The 19344-nt window shown below is 37.5% G+C and carries 13 protein-coding genes, 1 tRNA gene and 2 pseudogenes; 10 read left to right on the top strand and 6 right to left on the bottom strand.

Annotation, left to right across the window (positions count from 1 at the left end; all coding sequences use genetic code 11):
* Nucleotides 1–19: 19 nt before the first annotated feature.
* The 8 genes from S3O_RS0105150 to S3O_RS0105115 all read left to right on the top strand — a co-directional run bounded on the left by S3O_RS0105150 (nt 20) and on the right by S3O_RS0105115 (nt 8291).
* A complete protein-coding gene (locus S3O_RS0105150; RefSeq protein WP_010598010.1) occupies nt 20–640 on the top strand; it encodes a hypothetical protein in 621 nt (206 codons plus the stop codon).
* Between the two features lie 86 nt (nt 641–726).
* Complete coding sequence (locus tag S3O_RS0105145) at nt 727–1875, top strand: hypothetical protein (protein WP_010598009.1); 1149 nt, start codon at nt 727–729, stop codon at nt 1873–1875.
* 51 nt (nt 1876–1926) lie between these two features.
* The gene (locus S3O_RS0105140; RefSeq protein ID WP_010598008.1) at nt 1927–2355 is read left to right on the top strand and encodes a hypothetical protein; all 429 of its coding nucleotides are present in this window, start codon (nt 1927–1929) and stop codon (nt 2353–2355) included.
* Between the two features lie 222 nt (nt 2356–2577).
* Nucleotides 2578–3300, top strand: coding sequence for a DNA polymerase III subunit epsilon (gene dnaQ, locus S3O_RS0105135; protein ID WP_010598007.1), 723 nt, complete (start codon nt 2578–2580; stop codon nt 3298–3300).
* 136 nt (nt 3301–3436) lie between these two features.
* Nucleotides 3437–4504, top strand: a complete 1068-nt coding sequence (nhaA, locus tag S3O_RS13915) for a Na+/H+ antiporter NhaA (RefSeq protein ID WP_010598006.1) — start codon at nt 3437–3439, stop codon at nt 4502–4504.
* Between the two features lie 173 nt (nt 4505–4677).
* Nucleotides 4678–4754 (top strand) — tRNA-Arg (locus S3O_RS0105125).
* A 596-nt stretch (nt 4755–5350) separates the two neighbouring features.
* Nucleotides 5351–6223: a hypothetical protein gene (locus S3O_RS0105120; protein ID WP_010598005.1), complete on the top strand. Its 873-nt coding sequence runs from the start codon at nt 5351–5353 to the stop codon at nt 6221–6223.
* A 232-nt stretch (nt 6224–6455) separates the two neighbouring features.
* Nucleotides 6456–8291: a hypothetical protein gene (locus S3O_RS0105115; RefSeq protein ID WP_010598004.1), complete on the top strand. Its 1836-nt coding sequence runs from the start codon at nt 6456–6458 to the stop codon at nt 8289–8291.
* 147 nt (nt 8292–8438) lie between these two features.
* On the opposite strand, the gene S3O_RS0105110 is transcribed toward S3O_RS0105115, so the two are convergent.
* The 4 genes from S3O_RS0105110 to S3O_RS0105095 all read right to left on the bottom strand — a co-directional run bounded on the left by S3O_RS0105110 (nt 8439) and on the right by S3O_RS0105095 (nt 12199).
* Nucleotides 8439–9881 (bottom strand): hypothetical protein, encoded by a 1443-nt coding sequence (locus tag S3O_RS0105110; protein WP_010598003.1) that lies wholly within the window; start codon nt 9879–9881, stop codon nt 8439–8441.
* Nucleotides 9850–10722: a hypothetical protein gene (locus S3O_RS0105105; RefSeq protein ID WP_010598002.1), complete on the bottom strand. Its 873-nt coding sequence runs from the start codon at nt 10720–10722 to the stop codon at nt 9850–9852. The genes S3O_RS0105110 and S3O_RS0105105 overlap by 32 nt, the downstream gene beginning before the upstream one ends.
* 300 nt (nt 10723–11022) lie before the next feature.
* Nucleotides 11023–11241, bottom strand: coding sequence for a CsbD family protein (locus S3O_RS0105100; protein ID WP_010598001.1), 219 nt, complete (start codon nt 11239–11241; stop codon nt 11023–11025).
* A 211-nt stretch (nt 11242–11452) separates the two neighbouring features.
* On the bottom strand, nt 11453–12199 hold the full coding sequence (locus S3O_RS0105095; protein ID WP_010598000.1) for an FKBP-type peptidyl-prolyl cis-trans isomerase: 747 nt from the start codon (nt 12197–12199) through the stop codon (nt 11453–11455).
* Nucleotides 12200–12290: 91 nt separating this feature from the next.
* Between S3O_RS0105095 and mnmG the strand changes: the two are divergent.
* Together mnmG and S3O_RS20405 are read left to right on the top strand one after the other, a co-directional pair.
* A pseudogene (mnmG, locus tag S3O_RS19620) lies at nt 12291–14194 on the top strand (tRNA uridine-5-carboxymethylaminomethyl(34) synthesis enzyme MnmG).
* 110 nt (nt 14195–14304) lie between these two features.
* Nucleotides 14305–17681, top strand: a pseudogene (locus tag S3O_RS20405) (transcription-repair coupling factor).
* Between the two features lie 472 nt (nt 17682–18153).
* On the opposite strand, the gene S3O_RS0105080 reads toward S3O_RS20405, so the two are convergent.
* The gene (locus S3O_RS0105080; protein ID WP_083827655.1) at nt 18154–19176 is read right to left on the bottom strand and encodes a peptidylprolyl isomerase; all 1023 of its coding nucleotides are present in this window, start codon (nt 19174–19176) and stop codon (nt 18154–18156) included.
* Nucleotides 19109–19300: a SurA N-terminal domain-containing protein gene (locus S3O_RS0105075; RefSeq protein WP_192805888.1), complete on the bottom strand. Its 192-nt coding sequence runs from the start codon at nt 19298–19300 to the stop codon at nt 19109–19111. The genes S3O_RS0105080 and S3O_RS0105075 overlap by 68 nt, the downstream gene beginning before the upstream one ends.
* Nucleotides 19301–19344 lie beyond the last annotated feature (44 nt).

Here is a 19344-nt window from a genome sequence, read left to right as displayed (position 1 = left end):
TGGATGTTCATCCACTCAATTGTCAGAGTCTATAAGAAGATTACCAGCTCAAATCGAAGAAAAATTGAATGAAAATATCAAAATAATAAGTGAGATTTATGATTTATTTCTTTCAAAGGATATAAATAACGATGACCTAAAACAAATTCTCGATCAGATGAATTTGAATTTTGAAAAATTTTTTCCATCAATCTTATTCAGTCAATCTTCGTCTTATATAGATGATCAAAAAAATATTAAAAATGCATTTAATACCTACCAATCATTTATTTTAGATATAACTGACTTAGCTAAACAGAAATTAGAAAAAAAATCTGAATACAGCTTAACTGAACAAAAAAAAATCCCTGTCACGGATTTAGATATTGAAGATAATAATAATTGCATTCTGAGTGAGTCCTCAAAAAAAGAAATAGCAGCCCTATTAAGCGATTCTCCTCAATCTGAAAAAAATAACAACGCGCAGCGATTTCTGAGCGCTTTAAATAAAATAAAAGAAAATGTAATGGATACTGAATATTATTTTGATGATTTCAATAATAGATTCGATTATTTGATTAATAAAAACAAACAACAAGATTTAGAGTATTCTAAGGAAAATAGCAAAGTATTCACTCCTGAGTTAGTTCTTAGAAGGTAAGAATAGTTTAAATGGTTTAGTCATTTTTGAAGGTTAACTGCCTTCTTAAGATTTACATAAAAATAATAATATTGAGGGTGCTAGTTATGCCAGCTGAAAAGTTAAATGATATTCCTAAAGTGAATAGTAAACTTGGTCTTGAAATAAAGGGTATTTCTATTTTTACAGATGAGATAAATCTTCGAAAAGTTTTCGAAGATAATCGAGATATTTTTCAAAAAGATAGAAGAAAATTTATTGATTTTATCAATATTTTAAAAGATTATAATTTGAAAAAAGGAACGGTTTTAGGTGATGAAGCAGTTCATCTATTATTTAAATTAGATTTAGATTCCTATTCCATAGTGTCATTTTTCAAAATGATTGGTCTCGACGATAATCAAAAGAAAAGTTTATTAGAAAAATTTAAATTTGAGCATTCAATATTTAATGATTTTATTAAAGAAAAGCGGATCATTACAAAGAAAGATGAAAAATTAATCGATTTGCTCGTTTCTCATATGAGTATAAAAATAGAATCTGCATTCCAAAAAATGTTGGACGCAAAAATAAAAAATATAGAAGGGTTAGAGAGTTTAACTGAGGATAATATTAATAAAATTCTTGCCCCTGACCTGTTGGAAATTCTTGTTCCTGACCTGTTGGAACAGGTTAATAAGGTAATTAAAAATGAAGTTAAATTAACTTTAAATGAGCAAACAGCCACATATTTGCCATTACCTTTAGATAGCGTAGGTATTCGTAATTTAAAGACTAACTTTTATAGTCATTTAGTCTCTAGTTTAAGCTTCAAGTTGACCTCAAGATTGACAAAATCCTTTGATAATCGTTTAAATTATATTTTTAATAGTGAGAGTTATCAATGGGAGCGTAAAATATATCTTTTCGAGCCAAGAGAGAAAGTAAAAAGCTATTTAAAAGAATCTTTAAAATCGAAAGTAATTAAACCGAGTATTGATTCTTTGAAAACGGAATGTGAAGAATACTTGAAAGACAACTTTCGAACTGAAAATAAAAAAACAGATAGTTTTTCTAGACATTTGATTTTATTGGATAAACCTGAAGAAGAGCTAGATAAAAATTTAGATAGCTCTAAAGAGAAACTGGAGCAAGTTTTCACTCAGCAGTTTAGATCAAAGTTTGATGATAGACTTATCGAGCAAGCATCTATTTCTTTGTCTGCCGAAAAATTTCTTCCTTTTTTTATTTCACTTGAGTGTGATATGCGTAATTAAAGAAAATTACCCGCAGATACATTTAATAAAATACATTGTTTTAAAGATATGATGAATTTTTTTGGTTTTAAAGAAGAAAATTTGCAGTTGTTTATAGAAAAAAGGGGAGGAAGTACAGAAAGTACTTTATTGTTCAATGATTACTTCTTGTCTCCTAAAAATCAGGAAGTAATGAACGCAAATAAAGATCAATCTGAATCAAAATGTAAATTAAGATTAAATGATGTGGCTTTAGGTGTAAGTGATTTATCTTCTACACAAGAGCGGCGCCTTTCAAAGTCTTCACTGTACTCAATACCTTTGAAAGTTGCTTCTCATGGTACCTTATCTTTGGATACGCCGCTTGAAAAGAAAAAAAATAAGGGCAAGGGTAAGCTTTCTAAATGGACATGTGGATTATTTTGCGGGTATAAAAAGACAAAATTTGATCAAGATGAAGTTTATTCTCCTGTTAGATCAGAGTCTTATGTTCCTCGATAACCCCTGAGTTGCTAAACAGCTGATTTTCTTTAGAAATCAGTCATTCCGTTATTTAAATTCATGCCTCAGCATGATGTCATCAATTTAGGTTGAGTACCTCATGCCTAGGTACTCAACCTTACTTTTCAGGCTTGAGTCCTTTATACTAGCTGAACATTCTGTATACAATATCAAATTGTCAAAAACTAACGCTTATTTTCTGTTATTTTTTTAGCTCTTGTTATGCGCCAAATTATTTTAGATACCGAAACGACCGGTCGAGAAGTCAACGAAGGACACCGAATTATCGAAATTGGTTGCCTCGAGATGGTGGACCGTCGTTTGACGGAACGTTACTTCCATCGCTATGTGAATCCTCAGCGTGAGAGTGAGGCTGGCGCCTTGGCGGTTCATGGATTGACCACCGAATTTTTGCAAGATAAGCCACTTTTCCCGATGATTGCGCATGACTTCATTGCGTTTGTTGAAGGTGCTGAATTGATTATCCACAACGCACCGTTTGATTTATCTTTTTTAGATCAAGAATTGGCGCTATGTCAGAAAGACTATAAAAAAATGACCGATTATTGCCGGGTATTAGATACTCTTCCTCTCGCCCGCCAACTTCATCCTGGACAGCGAAACAGTCTGGATGCCCTATGTAAACGTTATGCGATTGATCTCTCTAAGCGAGAACGCCATGGTGCGTTAATTGACGTTGAGTTGTTGGCACGAGTTTATCTTGCCATGACGGGCGGACAAACTAGTTTATTTGATGGGGTGCACCCGATTGATCTGACTGTGGATTATGCCAAATCAGTGACGGACCACACGAGCAATAAAGTTTCTGACCCGTTTACAGAACTACCGATTTTAGCTGCAACATTGGAAGAGTGTCACGCACATCACCATATTCTTAAGCAGTTAAAAGAACAAAGCGGTCGTTGTCTTTGGTCGCAAGAATAAAATCAGTAGATTAAAAACTGGAATTCAAACCTATGCGTAAACTCTTCAATCACTTTATCCAACTTGAATCTTCAGCGGGTATTCTTTTGGGGATAGCCACCCTCGCTGCGTTATTATTAGCTAATTCACCATTTACGTGACATTTACCTTCCTCGCGGCGAGTTTGACCGTCGGCGAAGCACATTTTTCTTTATTACATTTTATTAATGACGGGTTAATGACCGTATTCTTTTTTTTAGTGAGTTTAGAAATTAAACGTGAATTGCTGCAAGGTGAACTCAATAGTGTCCGTAAAGCGTTATTACCCACCGTTGCTGCCATAGGGGGGATGTTGGTTCCAGCGTTACTCTATGGGTTTGTAAACCGGCCTTCCGCGGAATACCTGTCAGGATGGGCTATCCCTATGGCGACAGACATCGCTTTTTCTTTAGGGGTTCTTTCATTACTCAATCATAAAATTCCGCGATCACTCAAAGTCTTTTTAACGGCTTTGGCGATTATCGATGATTTAGGTGCGATTTTAGTGATTGCCATCTTCTATACACAACAAATTGCTTGGCTAAATTTAGTATGGGCCTCATTCTGTGTGGTCGCTTTACTCGTTCTCAATTATAAAAATGTCAATCGTTTTCGTTATTATCTCCTTTTTGCCTTACCCTTATGGTTTTTTATTTTACAATCGGGTATTCATGCCACGATTGCTGGCGTGATTGCTGGATTAACAATCCCTTTGACTAAAAAAAGATCGTTGCAATCGGCTTTATTAACACAATTAGAGCATCGTCTTCATCCTTGGACAGCGTTTGCCATTTTACCTCTCTTCGCTTTTGCGAATGCGGGGCTTTCCTTTGCAAAAGTGAGTTGGGCTGATTTGCTACATCCTTTGCCTTTAGGGATTATTCTGGGTCTATTTTTAGGCAAGCAAATCGGTATTATGAGCGCAAGTTGGATTGCGATTAAGGCAAAATGGGCGAAGTTACCCAGTAATATGACCTGGACACATTTACATGGGACAGCGCTCATTTGTGGTATTGGGTTTACGATGAGTTTATTTATTGCTAATTTAACATTTTCTACTGAACAGAGCTCTGCTTTAGTCCGTTTGGGTGTGTTGGCCGGATCCGCACTTTCAGCGATAGTCGGTTATGGTTTGTTATCAATCCCTTCACGTAAGAAAGGTTTGGTGGCGTCATCGCGTGAGTGAGCTCACTTGCAATGCACCGTGAGTAGAAAAGACGATGTTAAATAAAGTAATTTGATTTTTACAATGTAAATTGTAGCGTTACTTCTTCCGCTCTAACCCAATGAAACGTAGAGAGATAAAATGAGTATACCTACAAAAAAAGGTATAATGATTCAGCGATGATTTGCACAAAAGCCCCGGTGGCACAGTTGGATAGCGCAGCCCCCTCCTAAGGGGCAGGTCGCCGGTTCGAATCCGGCCTGGGGCGCCAAGATCAATATTCAAAATAATTTTTTGCCGTCAGCCTTTCTTACAAATTTGTACACCTTAAATATTTTATTGATAAATCTCCCGGCTATTTCATAAAGCTGTCTTTTAGTTTTATTCTTCATCAATATAAATTTAGTGGCATTTTGATCGGATGAGCCTATCGTGTTGGAGGTGCTTTAATAAATTTGTTTGATAAAATTGATACTGTGTATCAGCAGATAGATATTTTGTATACTTCTGCCTTTGTTATGGATAAGAGGAAGTGGTGAATCTCTTAAAAAGAGGACTATTCAACATGTATGAGGGGGAGCACTATTTAATATCAATTGATTTAGATGTTGATGTTTCAATGACCTTACCTGATTGGAGCAAAGGTTTATACATTTTTATATTAATATATTATGCATTTAAAAATTAATTTGGTATAGATTTTCAATAAGACTTACTCCCTTGATCAAGATTTTTCACTAATAGTTTTCTTCTAAAAAATTATTAACGTCTTTGTCTGCACACGATCCTTGCTTGCGGAAAATATGTTCCAAAACATTTCTATAAAATAGAAGCCTCTAAAAATAAAAATTTCGGGAGGACTCTGTGATGGAAAATAATATTATAGAAGATTTTATTCAGGAATGTGGCTCAGTCACCCGTGCAGCGAAAGTACTTTCGCTCAAGCGTGAGCACTTAAGCTCAATGCGACGTGGCTTGATTGAAGTGAGTTTATTGTATGCCTTAAAAATTGAAAAATACATGCGTGAGCATACAGGTAAGAAGATCAATCATTTAGATTTGGTTTCCCCCTGGTTAAGGCATCAGTTGAAAAATCTAAGTCTTCCTTGCACAGAGCAGTCTATTGAATTGATTAAGATTCCTTTACATAGCGTACAGTACCGTGCGACACAAGCGCAATTGAATCGATTGAGTCAGCTTAAGCCTGATCTAAATCAAATGCGACCTATCCTGGTGGATGAAAATGGGCAACTAATAGCAAATACATCGACTTATTTAATCTACGCTCAACAAGATAAGAAAACCATTCCTGCCTGGCAGATTTTATTTTCCCGCTTACTGGAAAAACGATATTCGTTGACGGAACTTCTCCAAAATTTTTTATTGAGCGAACGAGCCGCCATCGGGATTGCCGTGAAGCGGTATCTTGGTAATCGTCAGGGTGAGCGTACTGATCTTAAACTTGGGCAAAATTCTGACCGAGTCAGGGGGCGAACCGATGTTATTTTGGCAAATTTACTGGGCTTTGGTTGTAAAGAAAGTTATCGGCACGCTGAAAAGATTTGTTTATTAGGTAGCCCAAAGCTCATTCAGTATGTTGATGAAAAAAAACTTGCACCTTCTACTGCTGCAAAATTAACAAATTTTAGTATTCGTAAGCAAGAAGTTATTTTAAATCGAGATAAGAAGGAAATTCTAAATTTTATCTACCGCTCTGAAAATAAAGAAATCAAACAATAATAAAAGTTATTTTTTCGAGAATACTTTTTTATTTATCTCACTCAAGTAGATTCAAAAAATATATTTATGTAACTATATTCTATAAAAGATAGAAGGGAGCGCTCAAGTGAATAAAGTTTTCTTGTAAATTTTTAAGCATAGTCTATATTTTTTAATACAAAATATAGACTATGATTTTTTATATTTAGTAATTAAATAAAAAATAACTTTTTATTAATAAAATATTATATTTATGTTTAATTTAGAAAAAGTAATTGAACAGTTTAATCGTTATTACAATAAAAAAATTTCACGCAATAAAACATGGCGCTTAGTTTATCTACAGCCCTCTGCCCTCACCTTTTTGAATAAGGTAGATAGCTTTATTCATAGTTCAAGTTATCATTCTTCTCATTTCGTAGGTCCACGCCGAATTGTGCGTGAAAAATTAAAAATTCTTAAAAATAAACCGTCCTCTGATGCTTTGACTATTATGCACTCGGTCAATGAAGCATTAGCTAAAGACTATCAGCTTACGTTACGATTCAAATGGGAGGAAAAATTAACATCGATACTTAGAAAAAAAGAAGTTTGGCAAGATGTTTTGCAAAGCGTGAAAGATAATCCAAGTTTGCGAGCTTTATATCAGCAATGGAACAAAAATCTATTTTTTCAATATCATTCAAGCGCAGGTTTATTGTTTCTCTTAATGGTTTGCGTCACTTATCAACAGCATTTTAGAAAGGCTTATCAAGAGTTACAGCAAAATCAACGATTTTGGTTTTCTAGAATTCCATTTCCGATTGCAAAGAATTATCAGGGCTATTTATCTTCTTATTTAGAAGATTTACAGAAATGGCGTAGTCAAACCGTAGATATGCTGTTATTTCGTTTAAAAATAGCTGAGCAGCAAAAAGAAGTTACTTTTGACGATGTCAGTTATTCGCTTTTAAAGCCGGTTCAAGAGTTAGATCAATCATTAAACTTAAAAACTCCTCTTTTCAGTGAATATTTCGTATGTGAAGCGAGTACTTTTCATAAAATGCAACAGGCGATTGCAACATGGGGAGATGCGGGACAGAAAAGTCAATTATTACAATTTAGTTGGTATAAGCCTTATCCAAAAATTGCTAGAAAAATAATGCTTATTAAGAAGGATGATCATCTTTTATGGTCACCGTTATCCTTAGTCCAATTTTTTCCTAAATATGGGATAAAGTTTTTTTGTTTATTTCAATTTATGCGCCAACGTTTTTTATTTTTAGAAAATCAGCAAGCGTTGCTTGCACAATGGATAATTTGTCGTAAATTGACCTTGTCCACTGTAAAAACGAATCAGTCAATGTATATACAATTATTTGCCTGTTTACTTTGTGATGAATTGTTTCAACAGGCGCTAGCTCAATTATCTCAGCAACCGTATGTGCCGTGGTGGCAGAGATTTGAGCAGTCTTTACAACAAGAATGGTTTAGTTGGTTAAATTGCAATCTTAAAAAAAATAGAATAATTCTGTATGAATCTTTAAATAATTTTTTTTCCGAGATAAGCGTTAGAGAAGATATAGTAGAAAATCTTGATGAGGTTAAGCAGTTAATAAATAAAATAAAAGTGGTTTTGCCTCTTTACGATGAAAATAAAAATTCTTTATTATTAGCTTTTCAGAAGAAAATAAATGATATGGAATTATGGCAACGAGCACAGGAAAAACGTCTCATCATAAAAAGAAAGGAGAATGAATTGATGAAAGCATTTAAACAGCAACTTACTAAAATATTAGATGATTATGAACAAGAATATCAATTTAAAATACAACGACTTTCTCAGGTAAGACAGAAAAACTTATATTTTTTACGACAAGCACTTAAGACTGCGCAAGTGGGTACAGAGCTTTATTCGATGATAGAGCAATACTATAAAACGATTTCATGTTCATTTTTCGCAAAATGGAGCCCCCTCTTTGATGGAAGTATTTTACGTTATTTACTACGTAATTTACTTGATAATCCAACCTATTCTGTTTTTAAGCGCACGTTTCCTGAGAAATCTATTTCTGAAGAGTCGAGCGCCCCTGTAAACACTTTGCGTTAATCTATATTAAATTTCAAAGGCTCATTTAATTATAAGTAAAATGATTAGATTGAATCGTAGCCTGTTTTTTACCTTCCTCTTCTTTATCTAGATCTTCTAGATTTTCCTCATATAGGAGAGTTTGATAAAAAGAGTAATGATCTGTAGCTATGCGTTAAGGGGAGATAATCTACTCTCGATTTTCTCAGCTTCTTTTTTCTGTACAGTATTTTGGCTAGTATTTTTTTGGCGAAGATAGAAAAAGCGTAAAGAGCCTATACTATACGTTAAATATTTAGAATTTTGATCGCTTCCTTTGTCGCATTCTACTGTTTTTATATCATTGATTTTAAGTGGTTGTAGTTTTTCTATAAATTCTTTAATAGTTTCTTGTCCTTTACTCGGCATTTCTTTTATAGTTAATTCTTTATCATAAAACAGGTTGGTTATATTTTTTTCTAAGTAAATTAATTTTTTTATAAGGTTTATAAACTTTTTAATTTTTTTATTTAAATTTTTATAGATATTTTTAACGTTAGGTTTATTTAAACGTGCAAATTGAGTTTCTTTCTTTTGTCGATCTTGGTTACGTCGCATATCACCAGGCAAAAAGCCCGCACCATTAACGAGCCCTTTAGCGCCAGGAGAATTACAAGAAGCTATGTTTTGATGATGACCGGATTGTAATAATTTATCCCAAATATTGAGGTAATGAGTTCTTTCTTTTTGGCCATCATTTGCATCAATAGCCGCCGCCGCGCCTCCTGTACGATCCTTCCCGCTCTTGCAGGCTACCCAAGATGTGCCTTGTAGACAGTGAACTATAATTACCTCAAGTGCACTGAGCATAGATTGACGATGCTGCTTATCTTCCTGCAATATACTTCCTTGTCCTGGAGGAATCGTTAAATACGCTTGAGATGCATCTAATAGGCGTAAGATATTTTTATCTTCTACGCGGAGCTCCTTTTCTTTCATTTCTTTTAGTTTGTTTTCTATTTGTATCTTTTTTTCTGCAAAGATTGAAATATCTTTTTCTTCTTGAAAGAGAGTTGATAACTCAGCTAATAATTTTTTATTTAATTCAGAATTCTGGTTTGCTCCACCGTTAGAGATTTCATTTGAAACGTATGCTTGTAAGTAACGACCTATGCACCCAAATAATTTTGTGGTATTAAATTGATTACGTGTTGTTTGTTTTGGATAAGTTCCAAGGTAACGTAGTATGTTATAAGGATGGTTTGTTGATACCAATGTGATTTTAGGAGACTGAGAAATATTTTCATTTTTAGGTGAGATAATAGCGAATTTTTCAAGTAAATTTGCGTAAGTATATGGCTGAGTGTTTTGTTCGAAGGGCGTAAAGAAAGTTGAGATAATATTTTGATCGGTTATTTCTTTAGTAGGATGCGCTAAGGCAGCTTGGAAAATTTCAACAGCTTTCTCTTTTGTATCATATATAAGCGTATCATTGTCCGATTTATCGGTAAAAAATTTACTTTTTATTGTTGCCGCTCGGCCAGGTGATATAATTGATTGAATTAAAATAACTAATTCGTTAGTTTTAACTAGATTTTTTTCACGGTGTTCTAAGCTTAAACGAATTTTCACAGGTGATAGAAAAAAGTTCTTTTTCAATTTCTGAGTTTTTGATTTTTAATAAGCTAATAGGCACTTGTGTAGCATGCCGAAAAAATTCTATTAGCTTTATTGATTGTTCTGCCTTTTTATTGATGGTTAAACAATGCAGAAATGAATTGGCTAACCCGGGTATATGGCGTAGAGAGCTTGGCAGGATATGTTGGCGAGAATCTGATTGTTTATTATGGTTTTTAATTACTTCTCTTTCGTAGTCTTCAAGGTTTTTGTCCATGGTCGTATATTTTCTTGTATTTCTTGGCAGAGTCGATTCTGCATTTTGCAAAATATACGTAATATTCTTTTCAGAATCGGGAGAGAATAAATCCTCGGCTTCAACAGGGGTTTTAACTGGACCGGTGCCGTTCTCGCGTACAGCATAACGTTGAGCAGTGATTAGTGTATCAGCTGGATTATTGAGTGTTGTATGTTGTTCTAATAGATCAATGTATTCTGAAAGGAAGGTATAGAACAGCTGTTTTTGTTGACCAAAGGCTTTACCTTTGAGTTTATTGATATAATCTTCATAAATTGAGTTGACTTCATCCTTTAAGTTTACAGAGATATTATTTGTTTTCCACACCTTGTCAGGAAGATTGGTTATTAGTAACAACATTCCATCTCTATACGACTGTAAGCACAGCGTGAAATTTTTAATTGATTGATTTTCTTGATTTTTCTGTATCTTGTGAGAAATACCAAAAGAACTCGGGCCCGAACCCACATCATTTTTTTCTAAGTTTATTGTTGTTTGAGATGTATCTCCAGATAGAGGATCATCAAGCTTGGCCCTAGTTTTTATCAGGGTTGTCATATAACCCCTCTGTTCAATGATTTAATATTATTAAATCATTGAATTCTTAACAGAAGATTAAATCTTATATCGAGAAGTGGTGTATCTAATCGTAACAAGGCGATCAGTGATGTAAAAGAAAAAGCTAAATAGTGAGAAACACTGTGTTGAGTTTAGAAGACACACGATAGAAATTTTAAATTATAAGCTAGCTTTTTTTGACGTAAAAGCCTTATAAAACTTACGTTAAGGAATGACTGTCCTGGGGCATTATCTTAATGAAAACGATACATGTTTTATTTCAGTGAAACAGGATCATTTTTAATGATGATGATCCGAATCATCTTTTTTATTTAAAAGATCACGAAATTCTTTCTCTACCTGCTCTTTGGCAACCCCATATTTTTCTTGTACTTTTTTAATAATTTTATCTTTGTCTCCGCCCGTTTGATGCCAATCATTTTCACTTAGCTGCGACCATTTTTGGCGGAGTTTATCCTTTATTTCATTCCATTTTGCTTTTAATTCATCGGAATTCATAATTTTTACTCCTGCGTAAATTGAATAAAATTGTCAAAAAGGTTTCTTCTTCACTTCCAGTATAGTCGAAGTTTCTGGGCATACAAGTGAGGGTGTTGGCAGAAGAATAGCTTTTTTATCAAGGGGGTAGCTATAAAAAAGCCCAATCGTTTTAAGCATTGGGCTCATTGCACAGGATTAAAACGAGCGGTTTGACTCGTCAAATTCCGTACTATTTTTTTATCGTAATTAAATCAATGGTAAATACTAAAGTTTGATTTGGGCCAATAGTTGATCCGGCACCGCGCTCGCCATAAGCTAATTCAGAGGGAATCACAACTTCAAATTTTGCGCCGGGTTTCATCAGTTTTAAAATTTCAGTCCAGCCGGGAATCACCTGGTTAACAGGGAATGTTACGGGCTCTTTAGATTGATCAAAAATTTTACCGTCAATAAAACGACCTACATAGCTTACTTTAACTTCAGAGTTGTCGGTGGGCGAGTCACCTTGACCAGGCCGATCAATTTTATAAGCAATGCCACTGGCTGTGGTCAGCACGCCTGGTTTGTTTTTGAATTCAGCCATAAATGCCTGGCCAGCTTGTTGATTTTTTTCACCTAATGCTTTCATTTCAGCCCCTTTTTTGGTAACGAGTTCTTGTTGAAGATTTTTTAGAATATCTGTCATTTGTGCGCCGGATAAGAGCATATGACCTTGTAGGGCATCTTTCAGTCCTTGTAGGAGCACGACTGGGTCGACATCAATGCCTTGTTCTTTAAAATTTTGGCCCAGATCCGCGCCAATACTATAACTAATTTGATCTCGGCTGGTTTTTAACGTAGGGTGCGATATTTTATAACTTTGCATAGAATTTGTGGGTTGATTAGCCGTAGATTGAGCGGTACTCTGTGCAGCCAATGCCGCAGAGCTTAAAAATAAACTGGCGGTTAGCGCGGAAAGGACGCATAATCTTATCATTGAATTCTTCCCCTTAGGAACAGAATGAAAGGCCCCATATTGCCTGATATTGGGCGAGAAAACCAGATACCAGCTAAGAATAAACAACGTTATGCATTTTCCTCAAGAGTTTGAAGTGATAGTCATCGGCGGTGGTCATGCCGGAACAGAAGCTGCTTTAGCCGCCGCGCGCCTAGGTGCTAAAACCTTACTTTTAACTCATAATGTGGAAACATTGGGCCAACTTTCGTGTAACCCCTCGATTGGTGGAGTTGGCAAGAGCCATCTTGTCAAAGAAATCGATGCGTTAGGGGGCGTAATGGCTCAAGCCGCTGATCAAGCGGGCATTCAATGGCGTATTTTAAATGCGAGTAAAGGACCGGCTGTGCGTGCGACACGTGCGCAAGTCGATCGTCAACTTTATAAGCAAGCCATCCGTACGCAACTCGAAAACCAAGAGAACCTGTTTATTTTTCAGCAATCGGTTGATGACTTATGGATCGAGGGAGCAAACGTGCACGGAGCAATCACCCAATCGGGTATTTATTTTCGTGGTAAAACCATCGTTCTTACGGCGGGAACTTTTTTAGCCGGCAAAATCCATATAGGATTAAAACAATCAACCGGTGGTCGTGCGGGCGATCCAGCTGCCGCCGCTTTAGCGGAGCGCTTACGTCATTTGCCGTTACGTGTTGGCCGTTTGAAAACAGGAACACCGCCGCGTTTAGATGGACGCACCATTATTGAGCAGCCCAGTGAGCTTCCCCTCCCCGTTTTTTCTTATTCAAGACCCCGGTCTGAACCTCCGCCACAAATAAGTTGTTTTATCACGGAAACCAATCAAAAAACTACATGACATTATTCGTTCGGGTTTGGATCGTTCGCCGATGTATAGTGGCGTGATTGAAGGAGCCACGTTATTGTCCGTCAATTGAAGATAAAGTGGTGCGTTTCTCGAGTAAAACGAGCCATCCTATTTTTCTTGAGCCAGAAGGTTTAACCACCTACGAGGTTTATCCCAATGGTATCTCAACCAGTTTACCGTTTGATGTGCAATTACAATTGATTCATAGTATTCGTGGTTTAGAGAATGCGCATATTATGCGTCCAGGCTACGCAATTGAGTATGATTTTCTGGATCCGCGTGATTTATTTCCTTCCCTCGAATCCCGTGTTTTAGAAAAATTTTATTTTTGTGCGGGACAAATTAATGGCACTACAGGTTATGAAGAAGCCGCTGCGCAGGGACTCATTGCAGGTCTGAATGCTGCACAAAAAGCCAAAAACAAACCGATGTGGTGGCCACGTCGTGATCAGGCGTATATCGGCGTGCTGATTGATGATCTGATTACCCAGGGAACACTCGAACCGTATCGTATGTTTACTAGTCGTGCGGAATATCGCTTGCTGTTGCGCGAAGATAATGCAGATCTTCGTTTGAGCGAACAAGCTTATCAACTCGGTTTGATTTCTGCGACACGTTGGGACGCGGTTTGTCGAAAGCAAGCGCAGATCGCGCAAGAACGCCAACGTCTTGAAAAATTGTGGGTACGACCTGGAACCGCATTGGCCGAATCCGTTGTGCCATATTTAAACCAAGCGCTAACCCGTGAATTTCGCGCGCTGGATTTGTTAACGCGACCTGAATTGACTTACGAATCGTTGATGAACATAACAGAATTTGGTCCGGGGGCATCGGATCAACGTGTTGGGGAACAAGTTGAAATTCAGGCGAAGTATCAAGGTTATATCGAAAGACAGCAAACTGAAATTGAACGTCAATCCCGATATGAACAACTTGCTTTGGCCTGTGATTATGATTATAACACCGTGACCGGTCTATCTAATGAAGTGCGAGAAAAATTAATACGTCATCGACCCTTAACGTTGGGTCAAGCCGCGCGTATCCCAGGCGTGACTCCGGTACTGTTAGTACATTTAAAAAGCGAACCAGCCATCACTCAGCAAACGTCACGGATACAGTTTAAATGGTTTCGTTTCAGGTTTGTGGAATAAAAAACAATAAAACGCCACAGAAGATAATGAGAAAATTGCTTCTAAGAGATCTAGACCACGGTGCGTAAATCGATAAAAAACTTATTTTTTACTGAAATTTAATTAAAAAAATGTCATTTCTCTCAAAAACGATTCCGTTTTCAGTTCCGCAACAGCCTGGACAACGCTTACAGCTAGGGAATTTACAGGCCGAAAGTTTGGCGCTGCTTTTAAGTGAAGTGGCACAACAACAATCAGGCGTTATTTTGGTGGTGACGCCCGATAGTTTTACAGCCAATCAGTTAGAAACATCACTGAATTTTTTTGCTCCGGAGTTAACAGTTCTTTCTTTTCCAGATTGGGAAACGTTACCTTACGATCAGTTTTCACCGCACCAAGATATTATTTCACAACGTTTATTTTACCTTGACACGACTTCCTTATTTACAGCAAGGTATTTTACTGGTTTCTATCACCACACTCATGCAACGCATTGCGCCGTTACATTATATTCAAAGTATCGGTTTATCGTTAAAATGCGGTGAAAAGCGCTCATTAGAAACACTCCGCCAAAATTTACAGAAATCCGGTTATCATTTAGTCTCACAAGTGATTACTCGAGGTGAATTTGCAGTACGTGGCGCAATTCTCGATATCTTTCCTATGGGTAGTGAGGTTCCTTATCGAATTGATTTTTGTGATGAAGAAGTCGATAGTATTCGTCAGTTTGATCCCGAGTCACAGCGTTCTACGTGCCTCCAAAATCAAATTGAACTTTTGCCGGCGCGGGAATTTCCTTTGTCTGAAACGGCGATTGAGCATTTCCGACAACAATGGCGCGAAAATTTTGTCGGTAATCCGCTGAACTGTCCACTGTATGAATCAGTGAGTCAGGGGCGAGCCCCTGCCGGGATTGAGTATTATTTACCGCTGTTCTTTACTGAAACACAAACTCTCCTCGATTATTTACCGCAAGAAGCATTATTAATCGAAGTCAATACCATTCATCCCGCCGCCGAACAATTTTGGCAAGAGATTGAAGAACGCTATGAACAATTACGGCACAATACCGAACGTCCTATTTTAGCACCGACAAAATTGTATAAGCGTTTGGATGAATTGTTTGCGCTGTTTAAACGTTTCCCACGATTGGTATTGCAACCAGCACCACGTTCTGACGACACGACTGCGTTTGATTTTCCTATCCAGCTGTTGCCTCCGATTGCGGCGAATCCAAAATCGGAAACTCCCTTTGCTGCTTTACAGGCATTCTTAGCACAACCATTGACCTCTCAACGAATTTTATTTTGTGCGGAAAGTGCAGGACGACGCGAAGTATTAACGGATTTATTAAAAACGGCCGGAATTGTACCGGAGCGCTGTGCGTCATGGTCTGCTTTTTTACAAAGTGCTGTGCCGACTCGGCAAATCGTTGTTGCACCCTTGGAAAAAGGATTTATTGTCAAGGATGCTTCATTTGCCTTGATTACCGAAGCCGAATTGTTGGATCACCCGGTTACGCGCCGGCAACGAAAAAGTAAAACACTTGATGTGCAAGCGATGATTCACCATTTGGCTGAATTACAGTTAGGCAGTCCCGTGGTGCATATTGATCATGGGATTGGTCGTTATCGCGGGTTGCAACCGATTCAAGTGGATGGCCAAGAAAATGAATTTTTAGTGCTCGAATACGCCGATCACGCGAAACTGTATGTTCCTGTCTCTTCATTGGATTTGATTAGTCGTTATAGTGGTGGAGAGAGTGAGAACGCACCTTGGCATCGTTTAGGTTCTGATCAGTGGGAAAAAGTAAAGCGGAAAGCGGCTGAACAAATGCAAGACGTTGCCGCCGAGTTACTTGATATTTATGCGCGCCGTGAAGCGCAAAAAGGATATTGTTTTTCTCAGCCAGATGAAGATTACGCCGCGTTTTCCGCGCAATTTCCCTTTACCGAAACTCCAGATCAACAACGAGCGATTGAGCAAGTAATTGAGGATATGACTGCTGAAAAACCGATGGATCGTCTTATTTGTGGGGATGTGGGGTTTGGTAAAACGGAAGTCGCGATGCGCGCTGCGTTTTTGGCGATACAGTCGAATAAGCAAGTGATTGTATTGGTTCCGACCACGTTGCTTGCGCAACAACATGGACAAAATTTTAAAGATCGTTTTGCAGAATGGCCGGTACAGATTGAAATTTTATCGCGATTTCGTTCGCTTGCGGAACAAAAAAAGATTCAACAGGGTCTAAAAGAAGGAAAAATTGATCTGGTGATTGGAACGCATAAGTTATTGAATAAGCAACTCCACGTTCCGCGTTTGGGTTTAGTGATTATCGATGAAGAGCATCGTTTTGGAGTTCAGCAGAAAGAGCGTACGTGAATTATCTATCATCACAACACCGCCTGCGCGCCGTTTATCGATCAAAACGTTTGTCCAAGTGAGTCATTCGGGAATCATTCGTGAAGCGATATTACGTGAATTATTACGCGGCGGACAAATTTACTTTCTTCACAACCAAGTGAAAACGATTGAAAAAGCAGCACGTCAGCTTGAAGAATTAGTACCCGAAGCACGTATTCGGATTGCGCATGGGCAATTACGTGAACGTGAACTTGAGCAAATTATGGCGGATTTTTATCACCAGCGTTTTAATGTATTAGTGTGCACAACGATTATCGAAACCGGAATTGATATTCCTTCTGCAAATACGATAATTATTGATCGAGCCGATCAATTAGGTTTGGCACAACTTCATCAGTTACGTGGGCGAGTCGGTCGTTCTCATCATCAAGCCTATGCTTATTTAATGACTCCTCCTCAAGAAGTAATGACCAGTGATGCGATAAAGCGTCTTGATGCATTGAGTCGTTTGGAAGATCTGGGTGCCGGTTTCGCTTTGGCAACCCATGATTTAGAGATTCGTGGCGCGGGCGCGTTATTAGGTGAAGAACAGAGCGGCAATATGCAAGGGATTGGTTTTTCACTCTACATGGAATTACTTGAACAAACAGTGAATGCTTTGAAGTCTGGCCAGTTAAAACCAAGTATTGATTTAACACTTCATCGAGGAGTAGAAATTGATTTGCATCTTGCTGCATTAATTCCAGATTCTTATTTACCGGATGTACACTCCCGCTTAGTCTTATATAAACGAATTGCGAGTGCAACTCTGAAAACTGAATTGACCGCACTACAAGTAGAAATGATTGATCGTTTTGGATTATTACCCGAAGCAACGCAACATTTATTCGAGATTACGATGTTTAAATTACAAGCAAAAACGATGGGTATTAAGAAAATTACCGCAAATCAACACAGTGGTTTGATCGAATTTAAAGAAAAACCCTTGCTTAATCTGAATTCACTTTTGCAATGTATTCATCAAAATCCAAAGGATTATAAATTAGAAGGCACTTCGCGGTTACGATTCTTTGGAAAAATGGAAACGGCTCTGCAGCGGATTGAAAAAGTTAAAAGCTTACTCCAACGTTTTGCTATTGAATAAAATAAGCATTGGAAATCGATCTCGAGAATGGTTACGTTATTTTGTCATTAAAGCCCTAAATTTTTCTGAATAATCAGGCTCAAAGAAGGACCTTATTTTTATCAAAGTTTATTTTTTAGAATAAACTTTGAGATTGATATTTACCCTCTAAATGACTCGCGCAGAGAACAGTCCATTTTTCATAAAGTGAATGGTTTGCTTTATTTTAAGTATCCGATTGATCGTATAGCGGAGTGTGTAAATAAAAAAATGAATGTGATGGATTTCAAGTCCCTAAAGAACGGCTAACTTATTTAAAAATAAGCTGCTCTTTAAGCAATGTTGAGTGTCAAGCAAAAAAGTCGTTGTTTATTATTTTTATTGTAGAAACGATTAAAGCATAATTTTGATATAGGACTGTTGACGGAGTGTTCGTAACCAGTCTTTTAAACCTTGCTCGAATTTTTTTCGATAAATCAGTTGAGTCGCTTGTTCACGCAGACGATCTAGTTTTTTGTTTTCGTGCAAGGACTTCGACAATATGCCAACCAAATTGGGTTTTAAACGGTAGGCTAATTTGATTCAGACCCAGTTTTTTCACTTGTGCTTCGAATGCAGGAACAAACGAATTCGGATATCGCCATCCCAGATCGCCTCCTTGCGCAGCGGATCCGGGATCCTGTGAATATTTACGGGCCAGTTCAGCAAAAGAGGCGCCACGTAAAATCTCCGCGCGTAATTCTTTTAAACGTTGTTCTGCTTGCGCATCGGACAGTAACGGTGAGACTTTAATAAGAATGTGCCGTAGATGAACGAAATCGATCGAACGAGGGACTTGATCCGGTGCCTTCTGAATGGCGACTAAATGAAGAAGGTGAAAACCATTTGCCGCTCGAGTGGGTCCAGCGATTTGTCCTGGTTTGAGCTTAGCGATCGTCGATTGAAATAGATCCGGTAATTCATTCATCGTTCGCCAACCCAAATCATTCCAAGAGAGGGGGAAGGTTTGATTTCGTGTTTGATTCACTGCCTCTTCAGCGACTTTTCCGGCTGCAAGTTGTTTTTTTAAACGCAAGGCAATTTCTTTCCCAGCTTGCTGAGTGTCGGCTGAGGGATAATCCGGGAGCGCAATTAAAAAATCTTCTACCTGATAACGTGTATTATCGGGGGCCACCCATTGTGCTTGATGTTCAAGTTTATCGGTAATTTCTTGTGGAGTAATCGTAATTTTTGCGCCCACTTCACTTTGTTGTAAACGACTGATGGCCAATTGTTCGCGTATTTTATGACGATATTTTGCATAGGGAACGTGATCATGCTCGAGATGCTGGTGTAATTCGTCAACGCTCAGATGATTCTGTGTGGCAATTTCACTAATCGCTTTGTCTAACGCAGCCTCGTCAATTTGAATTTTGGCTTTTTCTGCCAATTGACGTTGTAATTCGACATCAATCAGTTGTATCCAGTACTCTTTTTTTAATTGTAGATTCTGAAGGAAGCGGTTTATTTTGTGCATGTAACGTTTGTTGTGCAATTTCAAATTCTTCTTGTAATTGCTGTGCGGTAATGACGTGTTGATTGACCACCGCCACGATGCGATCTAGCGTTTGTTCCGCCGCTTGTGCAGCGAGGTTCGCCACGAAACTACTCAATATGAAAACGATCGTAAAAAAAATCCTAAAAC

Source organism: Rickettsiella massiliensis 20B (assembly GCF_000257395.1).
Taxonomy (GTDB): domain Bacteria; phylum Pseudomonadota; class Gammaproteobacteria; order Diplorickettsiales; family Diplorickettsiaceae; genus Diplorickettsia; species Diplorickettsia massiliensis.
The sequence above is the reverse complement of the archived record's forward strand: the minus strand, read 5'-3'. Positions and strand labels throughout refer to the sequence as shown.